21 protein-coding genes and 1 pseudogene are annotated in these 23,908 nt (G+C 72.3%); 11 read left to right on the top strand and 11 right to left on the bottom strand.

The window, feature by feature from the left end; translation table 11 throughout:
* Positions 1 to 21: 21 nt before the first annotated feature.
* Complete coding sequence (locus ACWGE1_RS18075; protein ID WP_453421477.1) at positions 22 to 1,293, bottom strand: alpha/beta hydrolase; 1,272 nt, start codon at positions 1,291 to 1,293, stop codon at positions 22 to 24.
* 268 nt (positions 1,294 to 1,561) lie between these two features.
* Here ACWGE1_RS18075 and ACWGE1_RS18070 point away from each other — a divergent pair, with 268 nt between their 5' ends.
* Positions 1,562 to 2,590 carry a TolB family protein gene (locus tag ACWGE1_RS18070; protein ID WP_453421476.1) on the top strand — a complete coding sequence of 343 codons (1,029 nt, stop codon included), beginning with the start codon at positions 1,562 to 1,564 and terminating at the stop codon, positions 2,588 to 2,590.
* A 54-nt stretch (positions 2,591 to 2,644) separates the two neighbouring features.
* On the opposite strand, the gene ACWGE1_RS18065 is transcribed toward ACWGE1_RS18070, so the two are convergent.
* On the bottom strand, positions 2,645 to 3,331 hold the full coding sequence (locus ACWGE1_RS18065; protein WP_453421475.1) for a GNAT family N-acetyltransferase: 687 nt from the start codon (positions 3,329 to 3,331) through the stop codon (positions 2,645 to 2,647).
* A 140-nt stretch (positions 3,332 to 3,471) separates the two neighbouring features.
* On the opposite strand from ACWGE1_RS18065, the gene ACWGE1_RS18060 reads away from it, so the two are divergent.
* The 4 genes from ACWGE1_RS18060 to ACWGE1_RS18045 all read left to right on the top strand — a co-directional run bounded on the left by ACWGE1_RS18060 (position 3,472) and on the right by ACWGE1_RS18045 (position 7,004).
* Positions 3,472 to 4,272 carry an alpha/beta fold hydrolase gene (locus ACWGE1_RS18060; RefSeq protein ID WP_453421474.1) on the top strand — a complete coding sequence of 267 codons (801 nt, stop codon included), beginning with the start codon at positions 3,472 to 3,474 and terminating at the stop codon, positions 4,270 to 4,272.
* Between the two features lie 70 nt (positions 4,273 to 4,342).
* Positions 4,343 to 4,753 carry a VOC family protein gene (locus ACWGE1_RS18055; protein WP_453421473.1) on the top strand — a complete coding sequence of 137 codons (411 nt, stop codon included), beginning with the start codon at positions 4,343 to 4,345 and terminating at the stop codon, positions 4,751 to 4,753.
* A gap of 33 nt (positions 4,754 to 4,786) precedes the next feature.
* Positions 4,787 to 5,482: a (2Fe-2S)-binding protein gene (locus ACWGE1_RS18050; RefSeq protein WP_453421472.1), complete on the top strand. Its 696-nt coding sequence runs from the start codon at positions 4,787 to 4,789 to the stop codon at positions 5,480 to 5,482.
* 127 nt (positions 5,483 to 5,609) lie between these two features.
* Positions 5,610 to 7,004 (top strand): alpha/beta hydrolase family protein, encoded by a 1,395-nt coding sequence (locus tag ACWGE1_RS18045; RefSeq protein ID WP_453421471.1) that lies wholly within the window; start codon positions 5,610 to 5,612, stop codon positions 7,002 to 7,004.
* 20 nt (positions 7,005 to 7,024) lie between these two features.
* Here ACWGE1_RS18045 and ACWGE1_RS18040 read toward each other — a convergent pair whose 3' ends face one another.
* Positions 7,025 to 8,797, bottom strand: a complete 1,773-nt coding sequence (locus ACWGE1_RS18040) for a S8 family peptidase (protein WP_453421470.1) — start codon at positions 8,795 to 8,797, stop codon at positions 7,025 to 7,027.
* Positions 8,798 to 9,062: 265 nt separating this feature from the next.
* The gene (locus ACWGE1_RS18035; protein WP_453421469.1) at positions 9,063 to 10,460 is read right to left on the bottom strand and encodes a cation:dicarboxylate symporter family transporter; all 1,398 of its coding nucleotides are present in this window, start codon (positions 10,458 to 10,460) and stop codon (positions 9,063 to 9,065) included.
* Positions 10,461 to 10,565: 105 nt separating this feature from the next.
* Between ACWGE1_RS18035 and ACWGE1_RS18030 the strand changes: the two genes are divergently transcribed.
* Together ACWGE1_RS18030 and ACWGE1_RS18025 are read left to right on the top strand one after the other, a co-directional pair.
* Positions 10,566 to 12,182 carry a sensor histidine kinase gene (locus tag ACWGE1_RS18030; protein WP_453421468.1) on the top strand — a complete coding sequence of 539 codons (1,617 nt, stop codon included), beginning with the start codon at positions 10,566 to 10,568 and terminating at the stop codon, positions 12,180 to 12,182.
* Positions 12,179 to 12,880 carry a response regulator gene (locus ACWGE1_RS18025; RefSeq protein WP_453421467.1) on the top strand — a complete coding sequence of 234 codons (702 nt, stop codon included), beginning with the start codon at positions 12,179 to 12,181 and terminating at the stop codon, positions 12,878 to 12,880. The genes ACWGE1_RS18030 and ACWGE1_RS18025 overlap by 4 nt, the downstream gene beginning before the upstream one ends.
* Here the strand turns inward: ACWGE1_RS18025 and melC2 are convergent.
* Together melC2 and melC1 are read right to left on the bottom strand one after the other, a co-directional pair.
* On the bottom strand, positions 12,838 to 13,683 hold the full coding sequence (melC2, locus tag ACWGE1_RS18020) for a tyrosinase MelC2 (protein WP_453421466.1): 846 nt from the start codon (positions 13,681 to 13,683) through the stop codon (positions 12,838 to 12,840). The genes ACWGE1_RS18025 and melC2 overlap by 43 nt on opposite strands.
* On the bottom strand, positions 13,680 to 14,066 hold the full coding sequence (gene melC1 / locus ACWGE1_RS18015) for an apotyrosinase chaperone MelC1 (RefSeq protein ID WP_453421465.1): 387 nt from the start codon (positions 14,064 to 14,066) through the stop codon (positions 13,680 to 13,682). The genes melC2 and melC1 overlap by 4 nt, the downstream gene beginning before the upstream one ends.
* Positions 14,067 to 14,400: 334 nt before the next feature.
* Here melC1 and ACWGE1_RS18010 point away from each other — a divergent pair, with 334 nt between their 5' ends.
* Both ACWGE1_RS18010 and ACWGE1_RS18005 read left to right on the top strand, forming a co-directional pair.
* Positions 14,401 to 15,792 (top strand): glutamate decarboxylase, encoded by a 1,392-nt coding sequence (locus tag ACWGE1_RS18010; RefSeq protein WP_453421464.1) that lies wholly within the window; start codon positions 14,401 to 14,403, stop codon positions 15,790 to 15,792.
* Positions 15,793 to 15,871: 79 nt separating this feature from the next.
* Positions 15,872 to 16,267 (top strand): annotated as a pseudogene (locus ACWGE1_RS18005) (sigma factor-like helix-turn-helix DNA-binding protein); the annotation flags it as partial.
* A gap of 67 nt (positions 16,268 to 16,334) precedes the next feature.
* Here ACWGE1_RS18005 and ACWGE1_RS18000 read toward each other — a convergent pair.
* Positions 16,335 to 17,954: a sigma-70 family RNA polymerase sigma factor gene (locus ACWGE1_RS18000; RefSeq protein ID WP_453421463.1), complete on the bottom strand. Its 1,620-nt coding sequence runs from the start codon at positions 17,952 to 17,954 to the stop codon at positions 16,335 to 16,337.
* A gap of 126 nt (positions 17,955 to 18,080) precedes the next feature.
* Positions 18,081 to 18,914 carry an IclR family transcriptional regulator gene (locus ACWGE1_RS17995; RefSeq protein ID WP_453421462.1) on the bottom strand — a complete coding sequence of 278 codons (834 nt, stop codon included), beginning with the start codon at positions 18,912 to 18,914 and terminating at the stop codon, positions 18,081 to 18,083.
* Between the two features lie 89 nt (positions 18,915 to 19,003).
* On the opposite strand from ACWGE1_RS17995, the gene ACWGE1_RS17990 reads away from it, so the two are divergent.
* A complete protein-coding gene (locus ACWGE1_RS17990) occupies positions 19,004 to 19,645 on the top strand; it encodes a bifunctional 4-hydroxy-2-oxoglutarate aldolase/2-dehydro-3-deoxy-phosphogluconate aldolase (protein ID WP_453421461.1) in 642 nt (213 codons plus the stop codon).
* Positions 19,646 to 19,647: 2 nt separating this feature from the next.
* Positions 19,648 to 20,637 carry a PfkB family carbohydrate kinase gene (locus tag ACWGE1_RS17985; RefSeq protein WP_453421460.1) on the top strand — a complete coding sequence of 330 codons (990 nt, stop codon included), beginning with the start codon at positions 19,648 to 19,650 and terminating at the stop codon, positions 20,635 to 20,637.
* Here the strand turns inward: ACWGE1_RS17985 and ACWGE1_RS17980 are convergent.
* The 3 genes from ACWGE1_RS17980 to ACWGE1_RS17970 form a co-directional block, all read right to left on the bottom strand.
* A complete protein-coding gene (locus ACWGE1_RS17980; protein WP_453421459.1) occupies positions 20,634 to 21,821 on the bottom strand; it encodes a serpin family protein in 1,188 nt (395 codons plus the stop codon). The two genes, ACWGE1_RS17985 and ACWGE1_RS17980, sit on opposite strands and share 4 nt — an antisense overlap.
* A gap of 81 nt (positions 21,822 to 21,902) precedes the next feature.
* Positions 21,903 to 23,228, bottom strand: a complete 1,326-nt coding sequence (locus tag ACWGE1_RS17975; RefSeq protein ID WP_453421458.1) for a glycoside hydrolase family 18 protein — start codon at positions 23,226 to 23,228, stop codon at positions 21,903 to 21,905.
* A gap of 111 nt (positions 23,229 to 23,339) precedes the next feature.
* Positions 23,340 to 23,867 (bottom strand): DUF4352 domain-containing protein, encoded by a 528-nt coding sequence (locus ACWGE1_RS17970; protein ID WP_453421457.1) that lies wholly within the window; start codon positions 23,865 to 23,867, stop codon positions 23,340 to 23,342.
* Between the last annotated feature and the right edge of the window lie 41 nt (positions 23,868 to 23,908).

Raw genomic sequence — 23,908 nt, 5'->3', positions numbered from 1 at the left:
GTCGTGCGGGGGCGCCGGTGGCTATTCGACGGGCCCTTCCATGACCTTGCTGATGTACTGGATCGGTCCCTCGCCCATGTTGGGGACGTAGGTCTTGGCGTTGTGCTGGCCGCCCTTGATGACCCTCAACTCGGCGTGCACGGGGCCCTTGTTGCCGTAGGTGGCGATGAACTTCTGCACGTCCGGCAGGGTCTTCTTGTTGTTCTCGCTGTCGCCGACCTGGAAGGCCAGGTACACGTCCGGGCCCTTGGTGTCGATGAGCTGCTTCGCCAGCAGTTCCGGGTTGTTCTCGGCCTTCTCCTTGTCGTGGCCCTTCCACAGGGAGGAGTCCGGGACGATGTCCGGGCCGGAGGCGATCACGGCCTTGAACTTGTCCGGGTGCTTCAGCACGGCCTTCAGGCCCGCGAACCCGCCGGTGGAGGAGCCCATGAAGGCCCAGCCGTCACGGGACTTGACGGTGCGGAAGTTCGCCTTCATCAGGTCCGGGACGTCCTCGGTCAGCCAGGTGCCCATCTTGGGCTGGGCGGGGATGTCGGAGCCGTCCCAGTAGACGCCCTTGTCGTCCGGCGCCGGGTTGAGCACCGGCATGGCCAGGATGAAGGGCTTGCTCTTGCCCTCCGCGTACCACTTGCTGATGCTGGTCTGGAGACCGAGGTCGGTGCCCATCCAGTAGTTGCTGGGGTAACCGGCGCCGCCCGGCAGGGCGATCATGACCGGGAAGCCGCTCTTGGCGAACTTCGGGTCGTTGTACTCCTTGGGGGCCCAGACCCAGACCTTGCCCTTGAAGCCGGACTTCTTGCCGTCCAGCGTGGTGACGGCCACGTGGGTGCCGTCGGGGAGGGTCATCGAGTTCTTGAACTCGGCGGCCGGCCCGGTCGGCATCAGCATCTTGGAGTTCGCCGGCGGGGGAGTGTCGTCCTTCTTGCCGCCACCCGCGGGCGTCTGCCCGAACGAGACCGCGGAGCCCTTGTCGGTGAACGGGGGTATCTCGTAGTGGTTCAGCACGAGCGCGGCCGTACCCGCGAGCGCGAGGACGGCGGCGCCGGCTATGAGCCAGCGGCGCCCCTTGCGGCGGCGCGGCGGTTCCTCCGGGTAGAGGTCCTGCGGTCCGTACCGCGCCGTCTGCTCGTACGGGTCCTGCGGTGCGTACTGCGCCTGCTGTCCGTAAGGGCCCTGCTGCCCCTGTCCCTGCTGGCCGTACGGCCGGCCGTACTGGTCGCCGTGGGGCGGCTGCGGTATCTGTCCTTCCGGCCGGTACGGCTGGTACTGCTGCCCGTCGGGTGCGTACGACATGTGCGGTGGCTCTCCGGCTGGTGCTGCCCCCACAGGGGGCGGGTCGGTCAAACTGTTGGGTCCTTCCGTTCGAAGGATGAACGAAAGCATGTCAGGGTTCCGCACTTTCCCTTCTCTTGGGGTGCCCTGGGGGAGGCCATTGCCCGGCGACCGGACGGCCGGTGGAGTTCACGGTCCCGCCTCCGTCCATGCCTGGCTCTTGTGCAGGCCGCTGGGTATGGTGCCCCCGCGCCGCCCCCGGAACCCCATCCCGCCCCGGAGTCACCCCATGACGCTCCAGCGCCGCATCCTGATCCTGGCCGTCGCCGTGGCCCTGCTCGCCACCGTGGGCGTACTCGCCGTCCTGCGGGCCTCCTCCCGCGCCGACGAGCAGGGCCAGGCCCGGGCGGGCGGCCCGCGGATCAGCCCGGGCGCGGTCTCGCTGGAGCCGGGCGACGGCGGCCGGCGGATCGTGTTCCGCAACATGGCCTGGGGGCCGCACCGGGACGAGCTCGCCACCGTCGCGGCCGGCGCGCCGGAGGGGACCCGTACCGCGTCAGGGGTGGGCTGCCTGCGCTTCCACGCCGCCGGGGGCACCGGGATCTGCCTCCAGGCGGACCGGAGCGGGGTCCAGGACGGCTACCGGGCGGTCGTCCTCGACGCCCGCCTGAAGGAGGTGGCCGCCCACCCGCTGGGCGGGCTCCCCACCCGGGCCCGGGTCTCCCCGGGCGGGCACCTCGCCGCCTGGACCGTCTTCGTCGGCGGGGACTCGTACGCGGGCACGGACTTCTCGACGCGGACCTCGGTGCTCGACCTGCGCACGGGCAGGCTCGACGCCTCGCTGGAGGACTTCACGATCCTCAAGGACGGCAAGTCGTACCGCAGCGCCGACGTCAACTTCTGGGGGGTCACCTTCGCCGCCGACGAGCGGACCTTCTACGCGACGCTCGCCACCGCCGGCCGGACCCACCTGGTCCGCGGGGACCTGGCCGAGCGCACCGTGACCACCCTGCGAGAGAACGTCGAGTGCCCGTCGCTGTCGCCCGACGGGACCCGGGTGGCGTTCAAGAAGCGGGTGGCGGGCCTGCCCGCCGAGGCGCCGTGGCGTCTCCACGTCCTGGACCTGGCGTCCGGCACCGAGACGCCGCTCGGCGAGCAGCGGAGCGTGGACGACCAGGTGGTGTGGACCGACGGCGGGACCGTCGTCTACGCCCTGCCCGGGGACTTCGGCGCCGACCTGTACGCCGTACCGGCCGACGGGAGCGGCGCCCCCGCCCGGCTCATGGACTCGGCCCTCGCCCCGGCCTTCCTCGGATGAGGCGGCCGCGGCGAGGGCCGTGGGGCAGGACCGTTTTTCCGCTCTTCCGTCCGGCTAGGCGGGAATCAGGGTCTTGCGCCGCCGCTTGCGCTGCGCGCCGGCCGACAGCCTCAGCTCGATGATTGACCGCACGGCCGGCCACTCCTCGTCGAGGATCGAGTAGAAGGCCGTACTGCGGACGGCGCCGTCGAGCCCCCGCGAATGGGCCCGGCGGACCCCCTCACAGGTGAAGCCCAGACGTTCCATGGCGGCCCGCGAGCGGCCGTTGCGCGCATCGGCACGCAGCGAGATGCGCCGCACCCCCCAGGTCTCGAAGGCATGGCGGAGCATGAGCAGCTTCGCCTCGGTGTTGATGCCGGTTCCCTGGGCGCCCGGGGACAGCCAGGTATTGCCGATCTCGGCGGCATCGGGGATCGCCGTCGCCGGATCGCCGAACGGGACGCCGGGCACGGCGGGCCAGACCAGAGGCCCCTGCCAGTAGTCGAGTTCCAGGAACCGGGTCGAACCGACGACCCGCCCGTCGGTGGCTCTGACCACCGCGAACGGGAGCGATCGACCCGCAGCCTGATCGGCGAGGGCACGGTCGATGTACTCGTGGGACGCCTGCACCCCGTGGGGTACGGGAGTGAAGGCGTAAGTCGTACGATCCTCGGCCCCGGCCAGGGCCAGGGCCTCGGTGTGGTGGGGGGCGAGGGGCTCGAGCCGCACGGTGCGGCCCGCGAGGTGTACGGGTACGGGCACGGAGCCTTCGGTCCTTCTGGGCGGTGGGGTGGTTGCACAGTCTGCGTCCATGACGTCGCCCCCCGTGCAAAACACGAGTGAAAGGCAACCGGCTGTCAGGTGAACGCGAGTGGCTCAATGTAGCCCCTTAAAGTCCTCTCATGAACCCCCAATTTGGCAATGGCGTGCCACTGATTTTCGACGACTTGGGTCCCCGCGGCGGAGCACCCGTAATCCTCATCCACGGACATCCCTTCAACCGCACGATGTGGGCCCCCCAGACGGCCGCCCTGACGGCCTCCGGGTATCGCGTGATCACGCCTGACCTGCGGGGATACGGGGAAAGTCCGGTGCTTCCGGGCAAGGCGCTGCTTGCCGATCTCGCCGATGACATCGCCTCCCTCCTCGCCGTTCTGGGAATCGAACAGGTGGTCGTCGGTGGTGTGTCCATGGGCGGCCAGATCGCCATGGAGATGCGACTGCGCCACCCGGGTCTGGTACGGGCCCTCGTACTGTCCGACACCTCCCCGGTTCCGGAGACGCCGGACGGTGCGAAGCTCCGCCGCGAGACCGCTGAGAGACTCCTCGCCGAGGGCATGCGGCCCTATGCCGAAGAGGTCATCGACAAGATGCTCGCGCCCTACAACGTGATCGGCATGCCCGAGGCAGCCGCACGGGTGAGCGCCATGATGTGCGCGACCGATCCCGAGGGCGCGGCCGCGGCGCTGCGCGGCAGGGCCGAGCGCCCCGACTACCGGCCCGTCCTCGCCGGGGCCGCCGAGCCCTGCCTGGTCGTCGTCGGCGCGGACGACGTCTACACCCCGGTCGCGGAGGCCGAGGCCCTGCACGCGCTGCTGCCCCATGCGGTGCTCACCGTCATCGAGGGGGCGGGCCACCTGCCGGGGCTGGAGCGGCCGGAGGCCTTCAACCGCGCGCTGCTGGACTTCCTCGCCGGTCTCTGAGCCGGTCTCCGAGCAGGGCCGCGGGGCCCGCCGTACAGTCGGGACGGAGTTTCCGTCGAGGAGGGCGTTCATGCTGCGAGGGTTTGCGACGATCAACTTCTGGGCCGACGACCTGGAGGCCGCGAAGGCCTGGTACACCGAGCTCCTCGGGATCGCCCCGTACTTCGAGCGGCCCGGGTACGCCGAGTTCCGCATCGGCGACTACCAGCACGAGCTGGGCATCGTCGACCGCCGCCACGCCCCGCCGGGCGCGGCCAAGGACCCGGGCGGGGCGGTGGCCTACTGGGCGGTCGACGATCTTCCCGCGGTCCGGCAGCGGCTGCTGGACCTGGGGGCCGAGGAGTACCAGCCGGTGACCGCGCACGGGGACGGCGGCTTCGTCACGGCGGCCGTCACCGATCCCTTCGGCAACGTGCTGGGCATCATGCGCAACCCGCACTACCTGGAGGTCCTCGAAGGGGCGACCCCGGACCCGGCCTGACCGGGCTCCCGCGCCGCTGAGATCATTCCGGGTATGGACGACGTACTGCGGCGACTGGCCGCCGTAGGACCCTTCTTCACCGTTCCGTACGGGACGGTGCCGCCCGGCCCCGGCTTCCGGCCGCTGACCGAGCTGTACGGGGAGCGGCTCGGGCCGTACGTGGCCGAAGTGGGCCGGCGGATCGGCAGCGGCCCCGGCCGGGTCGCCGCCTCGACCGCGCAGTTCGGGATCGTCTCCCGGCTGTGGTCGCTGGGGCTCGGCTGCGCGGCACTGGCGGGCCGGGTGCCGGACCTGGACGCCGGCCGGGTGTGGTGGCGGCTGCCGGAGGCGGGTTCGTTGCAGCTGTGGCTGCCCGAGCCCGGCCCCGGGCTGCCGGCCGAGGCGCTCGGGGAGAACGTCCTCGCCCACCTGGCCGTGCTCGACGAGGGCCTGCGGGAGCGGTTCGGGGTCTCACCGAAGGTGCTGCGGGGGAACGCGGCGTCCGGGCTGGTCGGGGCGCTGCGCGTGCTGATCGACCGGGTGCCGGGCGGCGCCGCCGTGGAGCTGGCGGGCGCCCTGCTGGCCGAGGGCGGGGCGCTGGCGGGCACCGGCACCTTCATCCACGAGGAGGGCCTCGGGGTGGCCTTCGTGCGGCGCAGCTGCTGCCTCTACTACCAGGTGCCCGGAGGCGGGCTCTGCGGGGACTGCGTGCTGCGGTCCGGGCGGGGGACCGGTCGGCGGACTTCCTGACGGACGGCCCGGAGGAGGTCCCGGCGCAGGGCCCGGCGGGCCGGGGCGGCCGGGTGCGCGGCCGTTCGGAGCAAGCGGGGGCGTGCCGCGCCGCGAGGCGGCGCGTCCGCGGCGTACGGTCCGCTGCATGACGGCTCGCACACCGCACCAGCCCTCCGCGCTCACCCGCCGCGCGGCCCTGACCGGGCTCGCCGCGGGCGCCGGGGCCCTCGCCGTCGGGGGCGGGGTCCGAACTGCGGCGGCGGCGCCCCAGCCGTCGGCCAAGGCCGCCGATCCCACGCCCGGAGCGATGAAGCTCTTCGAGGATCCCGGCTTCAACTACGCGGGCCTGCTCGCACTCGGCGCCGCCGGGATGCGCGCCTCCGAGGTGGGCGAGGTACTGACCGCGGTCAACGCCATCAACGCGGCCGGTCTGTCCGAACAGACGTTCAGTGACACCTTCCGCGCCTGGGGGGACCGGCTCGCGGCGCCCCCGGCCGCCGGCCGCCACGGCCATGAGGCGCCCTCGCAGACCCGCCGCTTCCGCTCCCTGCGCGCCGCCCAGTACTACGCGCAGGCGCTGTTCTACGTGCTCGGCACGGACCACCCCGGCGACGAGGAGGCGGTCTACCTGGCCGGGCGCAGGGCCTGGGACACCTTCGCCGAGCTGTGCACACCGGCCGCGGTCCGCGCGAGGGTCCCGTACGGGAAGACCCACCTGCCGGTCTGGTTCTTCCGCCCCGACGGTCCGGTCGAGCCGCGCCCCACCGTGATCCTCACCAACGGCAGCGACGGCCAGAACGTGGACATGTGGACCTACGGCGTGGCCGCCGCCCTCGGCCGGGGCTGGAACGCCCTCGTCCACGACGGGCCCGGCCAGGGGCAGTTGCTGTTCGTGGAGGAGATCCCCTTCACCACCCGCTGGGAGAAGGTGGTCGGCCCGCTCGTCGACTGGCTGGTCGGTCGCAAGGACGTGGACAGCGGCCGGATCGCGCTCACCGGCCTGAGCATGGGCGGCAACCTCGTCGCCCGCGCCGCCGCCTTCGAGCACCGGCTCGCGGCGGTCGCCTGCCAGCCGGGCTGTGTCAGCCCCTGGCTGGGCTTCGACGCGGAGCTGCGCGCCATCATCACGCCCGACAAGCAGGAGACCAACCGGGTCTGGAACGAGGAGGTCGTCCCGGAGCTGACCCCGGAGCTCGCCTTCACGGTCAAGAAGCGCTTCGAGATCTTCGACAGGCAGGCACTGCGCCAGGCCCGCGAGGGCAGGGTGCTCACGGACATCTGGACGCCGGCGCAGGTCGCCATGGGCCTCGACATCACGAAGGTGGTGGCGAGGATCAAGGCCCCGACGCTGGTCCTGGACTACGACTTCGAACTGTTCTACCCGGGCCAGCCGCAGCAGATGTACGACCTGCTGCGCAGCCGCCGCGAGTACGTGAAACTGACGGAGGCCACCGGGGCGCAGTTGCACTGCTCCCCGATGGCCCCGCAGCAGCACTGCGACGTCGTCTTCGACTGGCTCGCCGACGTGCTCCAGCGCTAGCAGAACGTCTGGCGGACCTCCTAGAAGGTCAGGTTCCAGGCGTCGACCTTGCCGGTGTCGCCGCCGGCGTTGTCGTTGACCCGCAGCTTCCAGGTGCCGTTCGCGACCTCGGAGGAGGCGTTCACGGTGTAGACCTGGTTGATGTTGTCGGTGCTGCCGCCCGAGCGGTTGTGCACCGTGTAGACGGTGCCGTCCGGGGCGATCAGGTCGACCTTGAGGTCACCGATGTAGGTGTGCACGATGTTCACGCCGACCTTGAGGGTGGCCGGGGCGTTGCCCGTGACACCGCTGACGGTGATCGGGCTCTCCACCGTGGTGTTGTCGCCGATGGCGACGTCACCGGTGTTCTCGAAGTACTTGCCGGGCGGCGGGGTGCTGCCGACGGCCTTCAGCGCGTCGACCTGGCCCTCGCCGAAGAAGCCGTTCTTCGCCGTGGTGCCCTTGCAACGGCTGTCCGACGGGCAGGCGACGTCGTTGGCCTGGGTGGCCAGCTTGTCGCGCAGCTGCGCCGGGGTGATGCCCGGGTTGGTGCTGACCAGCAGGGCCGCCACACCGGCGACGTGCGGGGACGCCATCGACGTACCGCTCATGCTGCCGTACTTGCCGCCCGGCAGGGTGCTGTAGATGCCGGTGGTGTCGCCGCCGGGGGCCGTCACGTCGACGACGTTCAGGCCGTAGTTGGAGTACGAGGCCTTGGCGGTGGTGCCCATCGCCGAGACCGTGACCACGCCCGGGAGCTCGGTCGGGATGTCCAGGCACGCGTTGGTGATGGTGCGGGTGACCGGCGTCGAGTCGTTCGGGCTCTCGGTGTCGGTCGTCTTGTTCGCCAGGTCGAGGTTGGAGTTGCCGGCTGCCGCGACCTGCAGCGAGCCCTTGCCCTCCGCGTACTCCTGGGCGCGCTTGACGCCCTCGATGATCGCGGCCTGGTCGGCGTTGTCCGGGCAGTTGAACTGCCACGGGTCCGTGTAGTAGCTGTTGTTGGTGACCTTGAAGCCGTGGTCACCGGCCCACATGAAGCCACAGACGGTGTTCTCGGCGAAGAAGAGGGAGGAGTTCGGCTCGGCGATGCGCACCGAGGAGATCTTCACGCCCGGGGCGACGCCGATGACGCCCTTGCCGTTCTTGGCGGCGGCCACCGTGCCGGCCACGTGCGTGCCGTGGGTGCCGACGTCGCGCCAGGCGCCGGTACGGGTGTCCGGCTTGCCGTAGGCGCAGGACGCGGAGTCCGCCGCGTTGAAGTTCGGGGCCAGGTCCTGGTGCTGGTCGTCCACACCGGTGTCCAGGATGCCGACCTTGACGGAGGCGGATCCGGTGGTGACGGCCCAGGCCTGGTCGGCCTTGATCTGGGTCATGTCGGCGCGGACCGGCTCGCCCGAAGGCGTCGTGGACTGCGCCGGGTTGGCGGGCAGGGCCGGGTTGTAGGCGTCCGCCGGCACGTCCGAGGTGCGGGTGGCGCCGACCTGCTGGACCCCGCTCACACCGCGCATGGTGGTGGCGAAGGAGGCGGACGCCGAGTGGGCGGTGATGACGCCGATCGCGTCGTAGTACTGGAACACCGTTCCGCCGTTGGCGGTGACCGCGTTGCGGACCGCCGTGGTGTCACCGGGAGCGGTGATCACGAGGTAGGCACGGGTACCGGCAACCCAGGTCGCACTCTGGGAAGTCGGGGCCGCAGCCTTGGGGGCCGCCGCGGGGGCCGAGGCCGGGGAGCCGGAAGGAGAGACCGGGGCGGTGCCGGCGAGTGCGGCGGGGGCCCCGAGCGCGAGTGCCGCGCCGAGCGTGGCGGCCAGCACGAGCGCACGCCGAGGTCGGCTGGATATGTGGGGTATCAATGCGTCCTCCGAAGACCCGGTGGTCAGGCCGGGTCGTACGAAACAAGTGGTGGACGCAAGATGTCATGCACGCGGCCGGTAACGGAAGTACCTTTTCCAGCACCGGGGTTCGTTTATCGGTGGCTGAATACCGACTATAGGTACAAGTGCGGAGAATGCGGCGGGCCGGCCGGGCTGGGCACCGTGGGGGCGAGCCCTGCCCGGCCGGCCCGTGCGGGCGTGCCGGTCAGACCGGTACGCCGTCCTTGGGGCTGTGCGAGGGAACCGGAGCGGTGGCCGGAGCGGCGGTCGGAACGGTGCCGGGCCCGGTCGGCGCGGTCGGCTCCACCCCGTGCGCGTCGTCCACCAGCGTGCTCTCGTCGAACGGCAGCCGTCCCGCGAGGACTTCGGCGGCCCGCTTCTGGTCGAACTCCTTCGTCCACGTCCCGATGAGCACCGTCGCGACCGCGTTGCCCGCGAAGTTCGTCAGGGCCCGGGCCTCGCTCATGAACCGGTCGATGCCCACGATCAGACCGACGCCGTCCACCAGTTCCGGCCGGTGCGACTGCAGTCCGCCGGCGAGGGTGGCCAGGCCCGCTCCGGTCACTCCGGCCGCGCCCTTCGAGGCGATGATCATGAAGAGCAGGAGCGAGATCTGCTCGCCCAGTGCGAGCGGCGTGCCCATCGCCTCGGCGACGAACAGCGAGGACATCGTCAGATAGATCGCGGTCCCGTCCAGGTTGAAGGAGTAGCCGGTCGGCACCGTGATGCCGGTGACCGGCCGGGACACCCCCAGGTGTTCCATCTTCGCGATCAGCCGCGGCAGCGCCGATTCGGAGGAGGAGGTCGAGAGGATCAGCAGGAACTCCCGGCCCAGATAGCGCAGCAGGCTGAAGATGCTGACCCCGGTGCACACCCGCAGCAGGGTGCCGAGGATCACGAACACGAAGACCAGGCAGGTGGTGTAGAAGCCGATCATGATGACGGCGAGGGACTTCAGCGCGTCGATGCCGGTGGCCCCGACCACCGCCGCGATCGCCCCGAAGGCGCCGACCGGAGCCGCCCACATGATCATGGCGAGCACCCGGAAGACCAGCTTCTGGATGTGGCCGATGCCCCGCAGTACCGGCTCGCCCGCCGCGCCCATGGCCTGCAGCGCGAATCCGCAGAGCAGTGCCACCAGCAGCGTCTGCAGCACCTCGCCCCCGGTGAAGGCGGACACCAGCGTGGTCGGGATGATCCCGAGCAGGAACTCCGGTGTGCTCTCGGCCCCGCCCGCCTTGGCCTGGGCCTCGCCCGCACTGCGGGCCGCCTCGGTCAGGTGCAGCCCGCTGCCGGGCTCCAGCAGGTTTCCGACCAGCAGGCCGATGGCCAGCGCCACCGTGGACATGACCATGAAGTAGCCGAGAGCGAGCCCGCCCACGGCGCCCACCTTGGCGGCCTTGCGCACGGATCCGATGCCCAGCACGATCGTGCAGAAGATCACGGGCGAGATCATCATCTTGATGAGGTTGACGAAGCCGGTGCCCAGCGGTTTGAGCTCCACGGCCACGCCGGGGGCGGCGAAGCCGACGGCGATGCCGAGCAGCACCGCGCCGATCACCGCGATGTAGAGATAGTGCGTTCTGTCGCGTCTGGCGGCCACGATGCCTCCCGGTGGTGATTACGTTCTGGGAGACCATCGCCCAGGCATGTGACCCCGGTCACCCTTGCGTTCATTGAGTTCACGACCCGGTGCACACTGAGCGCCATGTTCCGCTTCCCCCGCCCTCCGCGCAGCCTCGCCGGCCAGCTCTTCGCCATGCAGGTGCTGCTGGTCGCCGTGGTCGTCGCGGGCTGCGCCGTCTACGCGTACGTCACCGCCCGCGGCCAGGCCGAGGAGGCCGCCCGCCGCCAGGCCGGAGCCGTGGCCCATGCGGTCGCCGACTCGCCGTCCGTACGCGAGGCCGTACGCGGAGCGGCGCGCGGGATCGACCCGTCCATCGCCCTCCAGCCCTACGCGCAGCAGGTCCGCGCCGACTCCGGGGTGGCCTTCGTGACGATCATGTCCCCCGAGGGGCGGCGCTGGACCCACCCGGACCCGCGCCGCATCGGCGAGCCCTTCATGGGCAACACGGCCCCCGCCCTGCGCGGCGAGACCTTCAGCGAGACGTACACCGGCACCCTCGGCCCCTCCATCCGCGTGGTCACCCCGCTCCGGGACGACGGCCGGATCGTCGGCCTGGTCAGTGCGGGGATCACCGTCCGAGCCATCAGCGACCGGCTCGCGGCGCAGCTCTCCGCCCTCGCCTGGGTCGCGGGCGGCGCGCTCGCCCTCGGCGGGGTGGGCACGTACATCGTCAACGCGAGGCTGCGCCGCCACACTCATGGCATGAACGCGGCCGAGCTCAGCCGGATGTACGACTACCACCAGGCGGCCCTGCACGGGGTCCGCGAGGGACTGCTGATGATCGACGGGCAGCGCCGGATCACCTTGATCAACGACGCCGGACGCGAACTCCTGGGTCTGCCGGGCGAGGTCACCGGCAGCGGGGTCGCCGACCTCGGTCTGCCGGCCCCGCTCACCGGGGCCCTGCTCGCCGACCGGCCCCGGGTGGACGAGGTGCACCTGACCGCGGACCGGGTGCTGGTGGTCAACAGCTCACCGGTCGCCGGCGGAGGCCGCCGGGGCACCGTGGTCACCCTGCGCGACCACACGGAACTGCAGGCGCTGACCGGCGAACTGGACCACGAGCGGGGCTTCACCCAGGCCCTGCGCTCCCAGGCCCACGAGGCGGCCAACCGGCTGCACACCGTGGTCTCGCTCATCGAACTCGGCCGTGCGGACGAGGCGGTGGACTTCGCCACCGCCGAGCTGGAGCTCGCCCAGGCGCTCACCGACGAGGTCGTCACCGCGGTGGGGGAGCCGGTGCTGGTGGCACTGCTGCTGGGCAAGGCCGCCCAGGCGCACGAGCGGGGCGTCGAGCTGGTCGTCACCGCCGACAGCCGCAGCCTCGCCGAAGGGGGCGGGCTGCCGCCGGCCCGGGACCTGGTCACCGTGCTGGGCAACCTCATCGACAACGCGGTCGACGCGCTCACCGCCGTACCGGGGGCCCGGATCGCGGTGACGCTGCGGCCCGAGCCCGACGAGCTGCTGCTGCGGGTCGCGGACAACGGACCCGGGCTGCCCGAGGGGGTGGATGTGTTCCGCCGCGGATGGTCCGGCAAGGGGGAGGGCCGCGGTCTCGGCCTCGCACTGGTCCGGCAGGTGGCGGAGCGCTACGGCGGTGAGGTGGTCGCCGCTCCGGGCCCGGGCGGCGGAGCCGAGTTCACGGTCCGCCTGCCGATCGCACCCGCATCCTGTGCGGCACCCGGCGGCCCGCGATGAGCGGGGCCCGGGTACGCGTGCTGGTCGTCGAGGACGACCCGGTGGCCGCCGACGCGCACGTGCTCTACATCGGCCGGGTGCCGGGCTTCACCGCGGTCGGTGCGGTCCATTCGCTCGCCGAGGCCACCCGGTTCCTGGAGCGGACCCCCGTCGATCTGCTGCTGCTCGACCTCGGCCTGCCCGACGGGCACGGCCTGCGCTTCGCGCGCGGGCTGCGCGCCGCCGGACACCCCGTCGACGTGATCGTGGTGACCTCCGCGCGGGATCTGGCCGTGGTCAGGGAGAGCGTCTCCCTCGGCGTGGTCCAGTACGTACTGAAGCCGTTCGCCTTCCCCACCCTGCGCGAACGGCTCCTGCGCTACGCCGAGTTCCGCCAGGCGGCGGGCGAGGCGGCCGGCCAGGACGACGTGGACCGGGCGATGGCCGCCCTGCGTTCACCCCGCCCCGCCGAGCTTCCCAAGGGGCTGAGCGCACCGACCCTGGACCGGGTCGCCGCCCTTCTGCGGGCGGCGCCCGAGGGGCTGACCTCCGCCGGGGCGGCCGAGGCGGCCGGGATCTCCCGGATCACCGCCCGCCGTTACCTGGAGCACCTGGTGGACACCGGCCGCGCGGACCGCACCCCCCGGTACGGCCAGGTCGGCCGCCCCGAACTGCACTACCGCTGGCTGGCGGCGGCCGGTTCGGTGTCGAAGGTGTAGAACTTCCGGTGATCCAGCATGTCCGCCGGGGTCACGTTGTTCCAGGGCCGCATGGTGTCGTTGAGGTCGACGACGTTCTGCGTGCCCGCACCCGGCAGGTACGTGGACTGGGGGTGCCTGGCCTGCCAGTCGGCCCACAGCTTGTCGATGAAGGCGTGGTGCATCCAGAACACCGGGTCGTTGGGCGAGACCCCGGTGGACATCTGCCCGCCGACCCATACGTGCACCCGGTTGTGCAGGTTGGCGCCGCGCCAGCCCTCCAGGTGGTTGCGGAAACCGTTGGAGGAGCTGTTCCAGGGCGCCATGTCGTAGACCGGCATGGCGAGTACCGCGTCCACCTCGGCCTTGGTCGGCAGCTGGGCCACGGCCGTGCCGAGTGCGCGGCGCAGGTAGGCGCGCCCGTCCACGCGCACGTCTATGTTCCACCGGCCCGTCGAGTAGGCGAACGGACCGTCCATGACCTGTCCGTCACGGGCCCGTCCGGTGCCGCCGAGGAAGTCGGGGGCCCAGAGGGAGGAGCGGGAGGTGCGGTCCACGGTCCAGTCCCAGTACGGGAGCGCGACGTTCGCGTCCACTTTCTGCAGCGCCTCCTCGAACTCCAGGAGGAAGCGGCGGTGCCACGGCAGGAACGAGGGGGAGCGGTGGCCGACCCGGTCGCCCGAGTCGGTGTCGCTCATGATGAAGCCGTTGTGGGTGGTGACGAAACGGTCGTAGCTGCCGTTGCGCTTGAGCTCCAGCAGGGCCGAGGTGAAGGCGCGCTTCTCCTCGGGGGACAGCGTGGCCTGGTTCTTGCGGACGGTCATGCCGCACCTCCGAAGGGAACGAGGGCGGCACCCTGGAGGTCGCGGACCGCGGCGCGGGCGAGCAGCTTCGGGTCGGAGAAGGTCTCGTAGTGGTTGATCACGCTGATCCAGGTCCCATCGGCGTTGCGCATGATGTGCAGTTCTCTGCCGTCTATTCGGACGGTGGGTTGACCGGGCGAGTGGTGGCCACCGTGGTGGCCGCCTCCGCCCGCGGTGATCTGGATGCGGCGGCCCTGGTAGACCTCGTCGACCGTGCCCGGGGTGGTGGGCTCGGAGGGGGTCGCGGCGGCGTTCGTGGCGCCCGCGGCGGCTGCGGTCAGGCCGAGGGCGGTGAGTGCACCGGCAGTTGTCCCCAGGGCCTGACGGCGAGTGATCTTCTTCATGATCCGAAGAGGTATCAGGGTCGGGGAGGGGGTTGGCCTGTATCCGGACATCGGCGGATATGTTGCCGATAGAACAAGTTGGATGATCTTCCCGTCCGGAGCGGCTTCAGCGGTCCGAACGGGAAGATCTGCGGGATGAAGTCTACTGGACAGTAATTTCTTCGGGCTCGCGGGGGTCGTATGGGCGGGGTCACACCGCAGAGTCGGCCGGAAGCAGAGTGTCAGCAACCCTTCGCGGTCTGTCACGGACCCTCCGGGGCCCGTGGTGCCGTCGCGCCTCGCGTTGCTCCGATCTCACCCGGGATCGAAGCCTTTCGTCCCCTATAGTCCCGATATGGCTCTTCATGAGACGAAGGATGCACGCGCCCAGGACGCCGACACGGATGTGTTCGCGTCCACGCTGAGCGGCCAGATCCTCCCCAAGTACCGGATTCCTGAGGACCACTCACCCACGGAGGTCGTCTACGAACTCCTCCGCAACGAGCTGCTCCTGGACGGCAACGCGGCCCAGAACCTGGCCACCTTCTGCACCACCTGGTCGGACGAGGGCGTGCACCGCCTGATGAACGTCTGCCTCGACAAGAACATGATCGACAAGGACGAGTACCCGCAGACCGCGGAGATCGAGTCCCGCTGCGTCAACATCCTGGCCGACCTGTGGAACGCACCCTCCGGAACCACCGGGGCCGGCTGCTCCACCACCGGCTCCAGCGAGGCCGCCATGCTCGGCGGCCTGGCCCTCAAGTGGAGGTGGCGCGAGCGCCGCCGCGCCGCAGGTCTTCCCACCGACCGCCCCAACCTGGTGTGCGGCCCGGTCCAGATCTGCTGGGACAAGTTCGCCCGCTACTTCGACGTCGAACTGCGCCAGGTCCCCCTGGAGGAGGGCGCCACCGGCCTGCAGCCCCATCAGCTCGCCGAGTACGTCGACGAGAACACCATCGGCGTCGTCGCCATCCTCGGCGTCACCTACACCTGCGACTACGAGCCCGTCGCCGAGCTCGCCGCCGAACTCGACCGGATCCAGGCCGAACACGGCTGGGACGTCCCCATCCACGTGGACGCCGCGAGCGGCGGCTTCGTCGCGCCCTTCCTCCACCCCGACGTGGTGTGGGACTTCCGGCTGCCCCGTGTCGCCTCCGTCAACACCTCCGGCCACAAGTACGGGCTCGCGCCCCTCGGAGTCGGCTGGATCATCTGGCGCACCGCGGACCTGCTCCCCGCGGACCTCGTCTTCAAGGTGGACTACCTGGGCGGCGACATGCCGACCTTCGCCCTCAACTTCTCCCGCCCCGGCGGCGAGGTCATCGCCCAGTACTACCTCTTCCTGCGCCTCGGCCGGGCCGGCTACCGCCGCGTCCAGCAGGCCTGCGCCGACACCGCCCAGTACCTGGCCGGCGAGATCGCCGCCATGGGCCCCTTCACCCTCCTCTACGACGGCCAGGGCGCGCTGCCCGCCGTCTCCTACAAACTCACCGACCCGGCCGGCGCCGGCTTCACCCTCTACGACCTCTCCGACCGGCTGCGCATGCGCGGCTGGCAGGTGCCCTCGTACCCGCTGCCGGCCAACCGCAACGACACGGTCATCCAACGCGTCCTCGTCCGGCACGGCGTGACCCGCGATCAGATCGCCCTGCTCGTCACCGACCTGCGCCTGGCCGTGGAACACCTGACCGCCTCGCCCCCGCCCGTCCCGGCCGCCGAGCCGCGCTCCGGCTTCCACCACTGACCCGCAGCGCCGTGTGACGCGCGTCGTACTCAGGGGGTGTCACAACCGCCGAGGAGGCCTTGTCCCATGGGCATGAACGCAGGATGCCTGGCTCGCCCGGCACCGCACCGACCGGGCGACCGTCGAGCACCCCAGGGCCTACCTGGTGCGTACCGTCACCAACTTGAGCCTGGGCCGGCTCACGTCGGCCCAGGCGGTCCGCGAGGCGTACGTCGGGCCCTGGCTCCCCGAACCCCTCCTCACCTCACCCGACATCGCCGAAGAGGCCGAACTGGCCGACACCGTCTCCATGGCGATCCTGGTCGTCCTGGAGACCCTCACCCCGACCGAGCGCGCGGTCTTCATGCTCCGTGAGGTGTTCGGGTACTCCTACGCCGAAATCGGGAAGTCCGAGGCGAGCGTGCGCCAGTCAGGGCACCGGGCCCGCGAACACGTCCGGGCGCGGCGGCCCCGCTTCACCGCCGAGGCGGCCGAGCTCGCGAAGGCCCCCGGCCCTGATACGAAGGCCCCCGGACGGGTACGAAGGCCCCCGCCCCCGCCTTCTAGCGGGCGCCGAAGTTCTGGGTCCACCAGGGGCCGCCCGAGCCCTGGTGGATGCCCACGCCGATGTCCTTGAAGGAGCAGTTGAGGATGTTCGCGCGGTGGCCCGGGCTCTTCATCCAGGAGTCCATCACCGACTGGGCCGTCTGCTGGCCCCGCGCGATGTTCTCCCCGTACGTCGACCAGCGGTACCCCGACGCGGTGGTGCGGTCGCCCGGGTCCTTGCCGTCGGGGCTGGTGTGATCGAAGAAGTTCCGGGCCGCCATGTCGTCGGAGTGCCCCTGCGCGGCCGCGCGCAGCTGCCCGTCCTCCTTGAGGGGGCCGCAGCCGGCCGCCGCCCGCTCGCTGTTGACCAGTGCCACGACCTGGCCGGCCACGCCCGACGGCGGGGCGGGCGCCGGCTTGACCGCCGAGGCCTTCGGGCTCGGGGACTTGCTCTTGGACTGCGTCGGGCTCGGGCTCGCCGAAGCGCTGGGCGAGGCGGAGGCCGACGGGGAGGGCGAAGCGGACGCGGAGGGCGAGGCCGACTCCGAGGGCGGCGCGGCGGATTCCGTCGCCGAGAGCGCGGCCAGCGGGCTGGCGGGCGCGGCGGCCCCCTCCTTCGTGTCACCCGAACCGGGCAGCCCCCCGAGGTACACGAGCCCGCCGCCAGCGACACAGGCGGCGAGCACCGCGCCGCCGACCACCCGGCGCCGGCTCTGCCGGCGCTTGCGCAGCACGCCGCGGCCACCGCCGCCCGGGCCCGTGACCGGAGTGAGCTGGGTCGCCGCGTCGGCGAAGCTCGGGTCGAGGCCGTCGGCGAAGGCAACGCTCTCGGGGGCGAAGCCGGCCGTCCCGGCCGTCCTCATGCCTGCCAGCAGGGCCGCAGAGACCGGTACCAGCGCCAGGCCGGCCAGCAGTCCCTCCGCCGGAACCAGTCCGCTCCACAGACCGGAGCAACGTACGCATTCACGGGCGTGCCGGGCTATTCGCTTGCGCCACAGCGCCGAGGGCTGCCCGTCCCAGCCCGCCATCACGGTCCGCAGCTCCTCGCACGCCGGGTGGGTGTCCAGCGCGCGCTCCACCACACGGGCCGACTCCAGCTGCGCCTTCATCCGCTGCACCCGGACGGCCGTGTGCTGCGGGGACAGTTCCAGCGCAGTGGCCACCTCCGCCCGGGTCAGCTCCCCGGCGCACTCCAGCCACCACAGGGACAGCAGCGCCCGGTCCTCGGGCTCCAGCCAGCGGGTGGCCCGGGCCGTCTCGCGCCGCTGTCCGGCGAGCTGGAGGCGGGTGACGGTCAGGTCGACGAAGTCGGCACCCGGGTCGGCGACATCGCTCGCCGCCTCCAGCGTGCTCTCACCGAAACCGCTCTGCCGGGCCTGCCAGTGCGCCCGCACCCGGTTCATCGCTATCGCCACCAGCCAGGACCGGAAGCTCTCGTCCACCCGCAGGCCGCCCAGCCCGTCGAGCGCCCGCAGCATCGTGTCCTGCACCACGTCGTCCACGTCGCAGGACCCGTTGAGGGCCCGCCCGACGATGTTGTAGACGAGCGGGAGATGGGTGCTGACGAGCTCGTCCTGCGCACGCGGGTCGCCCGCGCGGGCCGCTGCCACGAGTGCTGCGGTGTGCTGAGTAGTCATGTGATGTTCCCTGTCCGTACCGGCGGTCGATGATGCCCGATACATGGGAGACCGTCGACCGGGGCGTCGATAACAGTTATCCGGAAGAATTTTCCCGAAGAAGTTTTCCGGACCTCCCGCCGGGGGTCAGAGCAGTGGAGCCAGGGCCTCCACGGCCGCGCGCAGGGCCGGCGCGTACGCCTCGATCTCCTCGCGGGAGACCAGGAAGGTGACGGTGGTGACGCTGACCCCTCCGATCGGCCGGCCCGTCGGACCGAGGATCGCGGCGCCGATGCAGCGGATGGTGGGCTCGTTCTCCTCGTCGTCGACCGCGAAGCCCCGGGCGCGGACCGCCGCCAGTTGGGCGTCAAGGGCCCGCGCGGTGGTGAGCGTGCGAGGGGTCCGGCGCGGCAGCCCGGTGGCGCCGATCAGCTCCCGCACCTCCTCGGCGGGCAGGTTGGCCAGGACGCTCTTGCCGATCGCGGTCGTGTGCAGCGGCATCCGCATGCCGACACGGGACGCCGTGCGGAAGGGCTGGTCGCCGCTCTCCAGCTTGCGGATGCAGGTGACGGTCCGCCCGCTGTGCAGGGCCAGATGGACCGTCTGGCCGGTGGCCCGCTGCAGGTCGCCGAGGATGCGCCCGATGCTGGCCGGTTCCCCGGCGCCGACCAGGGCGGACAGCCCGCGCAGCCGCGGCCCCACCGCGTACCGGCTGTCGGCCTCCTGGCGTACGAAGCCCTGGTCGACCAGTGAGGACAGGATGCGGAAGGTGCTCGACTTGGGCACGGCGGCCGCGGCCGTCAGATCGGCCAGCCGGTGCGGTCCGCCCGGCGCGGCCACCGCCTCCAGGACGCGCAGGGACTTCTCCAGGGCGGAACCGGCCGCGGAGCTCCGGCCGCCCGTGGAGCTCCGGCCCGCGGGCCCGTCCCCCGCCGCCCGGTCCTCCGCCGCTTCGTCCCTTGACGCTTCGTCCCTTGACACGGGGACTCCTGGCGTGTGTAAGGTCTAGACCACGTGGTTCCGTCATACGGTACGCCGTTCCACTACGTGGAACAACTGGGGAGGGTTCGATGCCTGACCACCTGTACGCGGTGCTGGCCGCCCAGCGTGTGCTGCCGGTGCTGCGCAACGCCGATGCCGACGAGGCCGTCCGCCGCACCACCGCCCTGCTGGCCGCCGGTTGCCGAGCGGTCGAGCTCACGACATCCACCCCCGGCTGGTCGGCCGCCGTGACCCGCACCGCCCCGCTGAGGGAGGTCCACGGCCGCCCGGCGCTGATCGGCGTCGGCACGGTCACCACCACCGCGCAGGCCGAGACCGCCCTGGACGCCGGCGCCGCCTTCCTGGTCTCCCCCTACCCGGCCCCCGAGGTCCGCGCGGTGGCCGCACGCCGCGAAGCCGTCTTCATCGAGGGCGGGTTCACCCCCGGCGAGATCGCCGCAGCCGTCCGGGTCGCCGGAGCCGCCAAGGTCTTCCCGGCGCACGTCGGCGGCCCCACGTTCCTCCGCTCCCTCAGGGCCGTCCTGCCCGCGGCGGTGCTCGTCCCGACCGGCGGCATCCGGCCCGCCGAGGTCCCCGCATGGCTCGCCGCGGGTGCAACGGCCGTCGGCATCGGGGACGGGCTGCCCTGCGACCCGGCCGAGCTGGCCGCCGTGTTCGCCGGGACGGCCACATCGTGCTGCGGTCCTCGCGACGCTGCCGCGGGGCAGTGACCGTGGCCGGACGAGCCGACCCGCACTACGACGTCCTCGTACTCGGCGAGGTCCTGGTCGAGATCCACGCGGGGACCGCCCTGGGCGAGGCCGCCGACGGCACCCCGGCCCGACTCTCCTACTCGGGGGACGCCCTCAACGCGGCGGCCGCCGCAGCCGCGGCCGGCGCCCGGACCGCCTTGCTCGCCGTGGTCGGCGACGACGAGCTCGGCGCCCCTCTGCTGCGCCGGGCCGCCGAGCTCGGGGTGGACGTCTCCCACGTCCGCCGCGCCCCGCAGCCCAACGGCGCCTACCTGCTCGGCGCCGACACCGACGGCGACCGCGCGTTCGTCTACTGGCGCACCCACAGCGCCGGTTCCACCCTCGCGCCCCGGCACATCGCGTCCTGGCGCGAGCTGCTGACCCGCTGCGGCGCGCTCGTCACCAGCGGCATCACCGGGGCCCTGTCACCCAGCAGCCGCGACGCCGTGCTGGCCGCGGCCCGCCTCGTGCACGGGGCGGGCCGCCATCTGACGTACGACGCCAACTTCCGGTCCCGGCTGACCGGCCGGGCCGAGGCCCGCGAACTGCTGGCCCGGATCGCGCCGCTGACCGGGCTGCTCAAGACCTCCTGCCCGGCCGACGCGCGGGCCCTCGTCGACACCGCCGACCCGCGCACGGCCGCCGCCCGCTGCCGCGCGCTGGGAGCCCGTGCGGTCGCGGTCACCGCGGGCGCCGACCGGCTGCTGCTGGACGACGGTACGCGGGCGGTGCACCACCCCGTGCCCGTCAACCCCGAGCCGGTGGACGCGACCGGCGCGGGCGACTGCTTCACCGGCACCACCACCGCCCGGCTCGCCCTCGGCGACACCCTCGCGGACGCGGTGGCGTACGGAATGGCCGCGGCCTCCCTCTCGGTCTCCGGCCACGGCGGCACCGGACGCGTCCCCGCCTTCACCGAGACGCTGGCACTGGCCGCCGCCCACCGCCGATCCGGCCGGGACGCCCTCTAGGGGGTGTCGGGCTCGGCGACCCAGCCGGCCGTCAGTACCAGCCGCGAGGTCCGGTGGACGGCCAGGAACCCGAACGGCCTGTCGAAGCACACCTCGGCCCTGCGGGCCCTGTACCTGGGCCGCGCCCACGCCGAGCAGCCGACCGGCATGCCGAAGGCGGTGACGGCGGCGGCCTCGAAGCCCGCGGCGTCGAACCGGGCCAGTGCGGACTGCCGTGCCGAAGCGACGGCCAGCGGCTGGGAGCTGACGCCGGGGAAGTGACCTCGATCCGTGTCGGTGGCGGTCTCCAGCCCGAACAGCCGGGCGTGGTCCAGGAGGTCGTGTTCCGACCGCACTTCGAAGGCCACCGTCTCGATGTCCAGCCGGGGTTCGGGGGAGAAGGCGGCCACCGTGCGGACCGCCAGCCCCGGACCGGGTCGCCCGTCGGGGAGCAGGCTCGCTCCCGTGGCGGGCAGGGCCCTGGTGACGGCGGCGATCCCGGTGGTGAGCGTGCCGCCGGCCGGCGCTTCGGGCTCGCCCAGCACGAGGTGGACGTCCACGCCCGCCGCCCCGACGACCTCCAGCAGGGTGACCGTCCCCGAGGGGCCGTGCGCCACCCGGACCCGGTCGAGCAGCGAGGTGTTGCGGTGCAGCGTGCGCACGCGGCGCCCGGCCCACGCGCCGGTGTGCGCCTCCCCTTCCCACTCGCCGAACGGCTGGATCCACCGCAGCCGCAGCGCGAGCGCGGAGGCGAGGACCATCAGGGTGCTCTCGTCCAGGACCACCGGCATGCGCTCGATCAGCCCGTCCGTCCGGTCCGAAGCCCACGCGTCGAGCGCCTTGGCATCGGCGTCCCGGTCCCCGGTCAGCGTCCCCCGGGCGCCGTCCGGGAGCTTCACCGACCAGTCTTCCTCCAGGGGGAGCCCGGCATCGGTCCACAGCCCGGTCGCCGTCCGAAGGCCCTGTACGCCGCCCAAAGCGGCCAGCAGCTCCCGGGCAGCCTCCCCCGCGGCCTCGGCGGGTATGCCCAGGGCCTCCTCCAGCTCGGCGCGGGCCGAGCCGGCCGAGCCGTCCGCGAGCAGGGCGAGCAGCGGCCAGAGCCCGGCCGCGGTGAACACAGTGCCCGGGCTCCCGGCCGGGGCCTGCGCGGCCGCGGCCCAGCGCGTCGTCAGCAGATTGACCGCCCGTACCGTCGAGTTCCTCATGCGGGGGAGCGTAGGTGGAGGGACGCCGCCGGGCCGGATGGTTTTCCGCGGCCCGGCGGCGCCGGTCAGGGGCGGCCCGGGTCAGCGGCCGCGCAGGCCCCGGTCGACGGCCGTCATCAGCTCGCCGTCGGCGGTGTCCGCGTCGAGCGACCAGAACATCGCTCCGCCGAGGCCGTGTTCGCGGATGTACCCGGTCTTGGCACGCAGGACCTGGGGGTCGTCGTACGTCCACAGGGTGGTGCCGTCGAACAGCCAGGCGTGACCGCCGCGCCGGTCCCGGTGGATCGTGTAGGCACCGGAGTCGGCGAGCTTCTTCAGCGCCTTGTAGTCCTCGTACCCGGCGGACCAGGTGGCCGGTGCCGGGCCCGTGGCGGGCTGGCCCATGCCGTCCCCGCCACCGCTGACGCCGGTCCAGCCCTGCCCGTAGAACGGCATGCCCATCACCAGCTTGTTCACGGGCGCGCCGCGCCGGCGCCAGGCGTCCACCGTGCCGTCGACACTGAAGTCGCCGCGGGCGCGGAGGGCGGACTGCTGGGCGGTCCTCGGTTCGCCGGAGACGTGGAAGTCGTAGCCCTGGAGGGTGACGAAGTCGAGGTCGCGCATGATCCGGCGGACGTCGAACCCCGCGTCGATCTTGGCGGGGGCGGTCGGGACGAAGGCCGTCAGCTCGTACTTGGTCTTCCTCTTCTGGCTCCGCGCGTACGCGTCGAGCTGCGTGCGGAACTCCCGGACGAGCGCCGTGAAGTTCTGCTTGTCCTCGGGCCGGTACTTCGTGTCGGTGTCGCCCGCGGAACCGGGCCACTCCCAGTCGAGGTCGATCCCGTCGAAGACGCCGGCGGCCGCTCCGGCTCCGCCGCGGGCGCCGTCCTGCGGGAGGTTGCCCTTGATGTAGAGGTCGATGCAGGACTCGACGAAGGCCTTGCGGGAGGCCGGCGTGAGCGCGGCGTCAGAGAAGTGGGTGGACCAGCTCCAGCCGCCGAGCGAGATCAGCACCTTCAGCCCGGGGTGCCTGGCCTTGAGCTCGCGCAGCTGGTTGAAGTTGCCGGCGAGCGGCTGTTCACCGGTGTCGGCCACCCCGTCGACGGAGTTCGCGGCGTCGAGCGGGCGCACGTAGTCGGCCCAGGCGTCGGCCTCACCCGGCATGTTCCCGGTGAAGCACTTGCCCTGCGGACTGACGTTGCCGAAGGCGTAGTTGATGTGGGTGAGCTTTCCGGCGGAGCCGTTCGCCTCCAGGTCCTGGACCTGGAAGTCCCGTCCGTAGACACCCCATTGGGTGAAGTAGCCGACCTTCTTGTACGGGCGGTCGTGGCCGCCGTCGGCCTGCGCGGCGGCGGCGGGCGCGAAGGCGGTCAGCAGGGAGAGGGAGCAGGCGGCGACGGCCATCCTGCCGAGCATGCTGCGGCGCATGGGCTTCCTTTGCGGATGCGGGGAGCGGGGCGTGTGCGCGTGCGCTGTGCATGCCGGAAACTATTGGTCTGGACCAGAGCGGTCAAGGGGGTGGCCGAAACTCGCCGCCCGCTACTGGGGCTGCAGGCTCCACTGGCCGACGTCGTCGGCCAGTCCGCCGTCGAGGGCGAACTGGACCGCGGCCGGGTCGGCGTCCTGCGGGAGCCGGAAGGTGATGAGACCCTCCGCCGTGTCTCCTGGGTCGAGCGTGACGGTGTCCGGGAAGGCCGGTCCGGCAGTGGTGGGGACGCCGAGCCCGGTGAACCGGCGCCCGGTGGTGTCCAGCAGGTGCGCGGCCGGCGCGGGGGAGTCCTGGTAGACGGCCGTCCCGGTGTTCTCCAGGCGGAAGCGCGTCGCGACGAGCCGGTCGGGGCCGGTGGAGCCAACGGGTGCGGCGGGGGTCGCAGGGGCCGCGGGGGTCGCGGGGTCCACCACCTGCGTCAACGTGACGTCGAGCCGCTCACCGGGCAGGCTCCCGGCAAGGGAGATCGTCTCGCCCGAGCCGCCCGGGGACGCTCCCGACAGGGCGGGAGCGAGGAGTGCGAGCGCCACGAGAACGGCCCGGAGTCCCGTGCGGCCGGGTCGTCGGCTTCGGGCCATGACGGAACCTCCCGTTCCACGGCTCCCCTTCCTCACGATCC

The sequence above is a fragment of the Streptomyces sp. NPDC054932 genome, assembly GCF_053610205.1.
The sequence above is the reverse complement of the archived record's forward strand: the minus strand, read 5'-3'. Positions and strand labels throughout refer to the sequence as shown.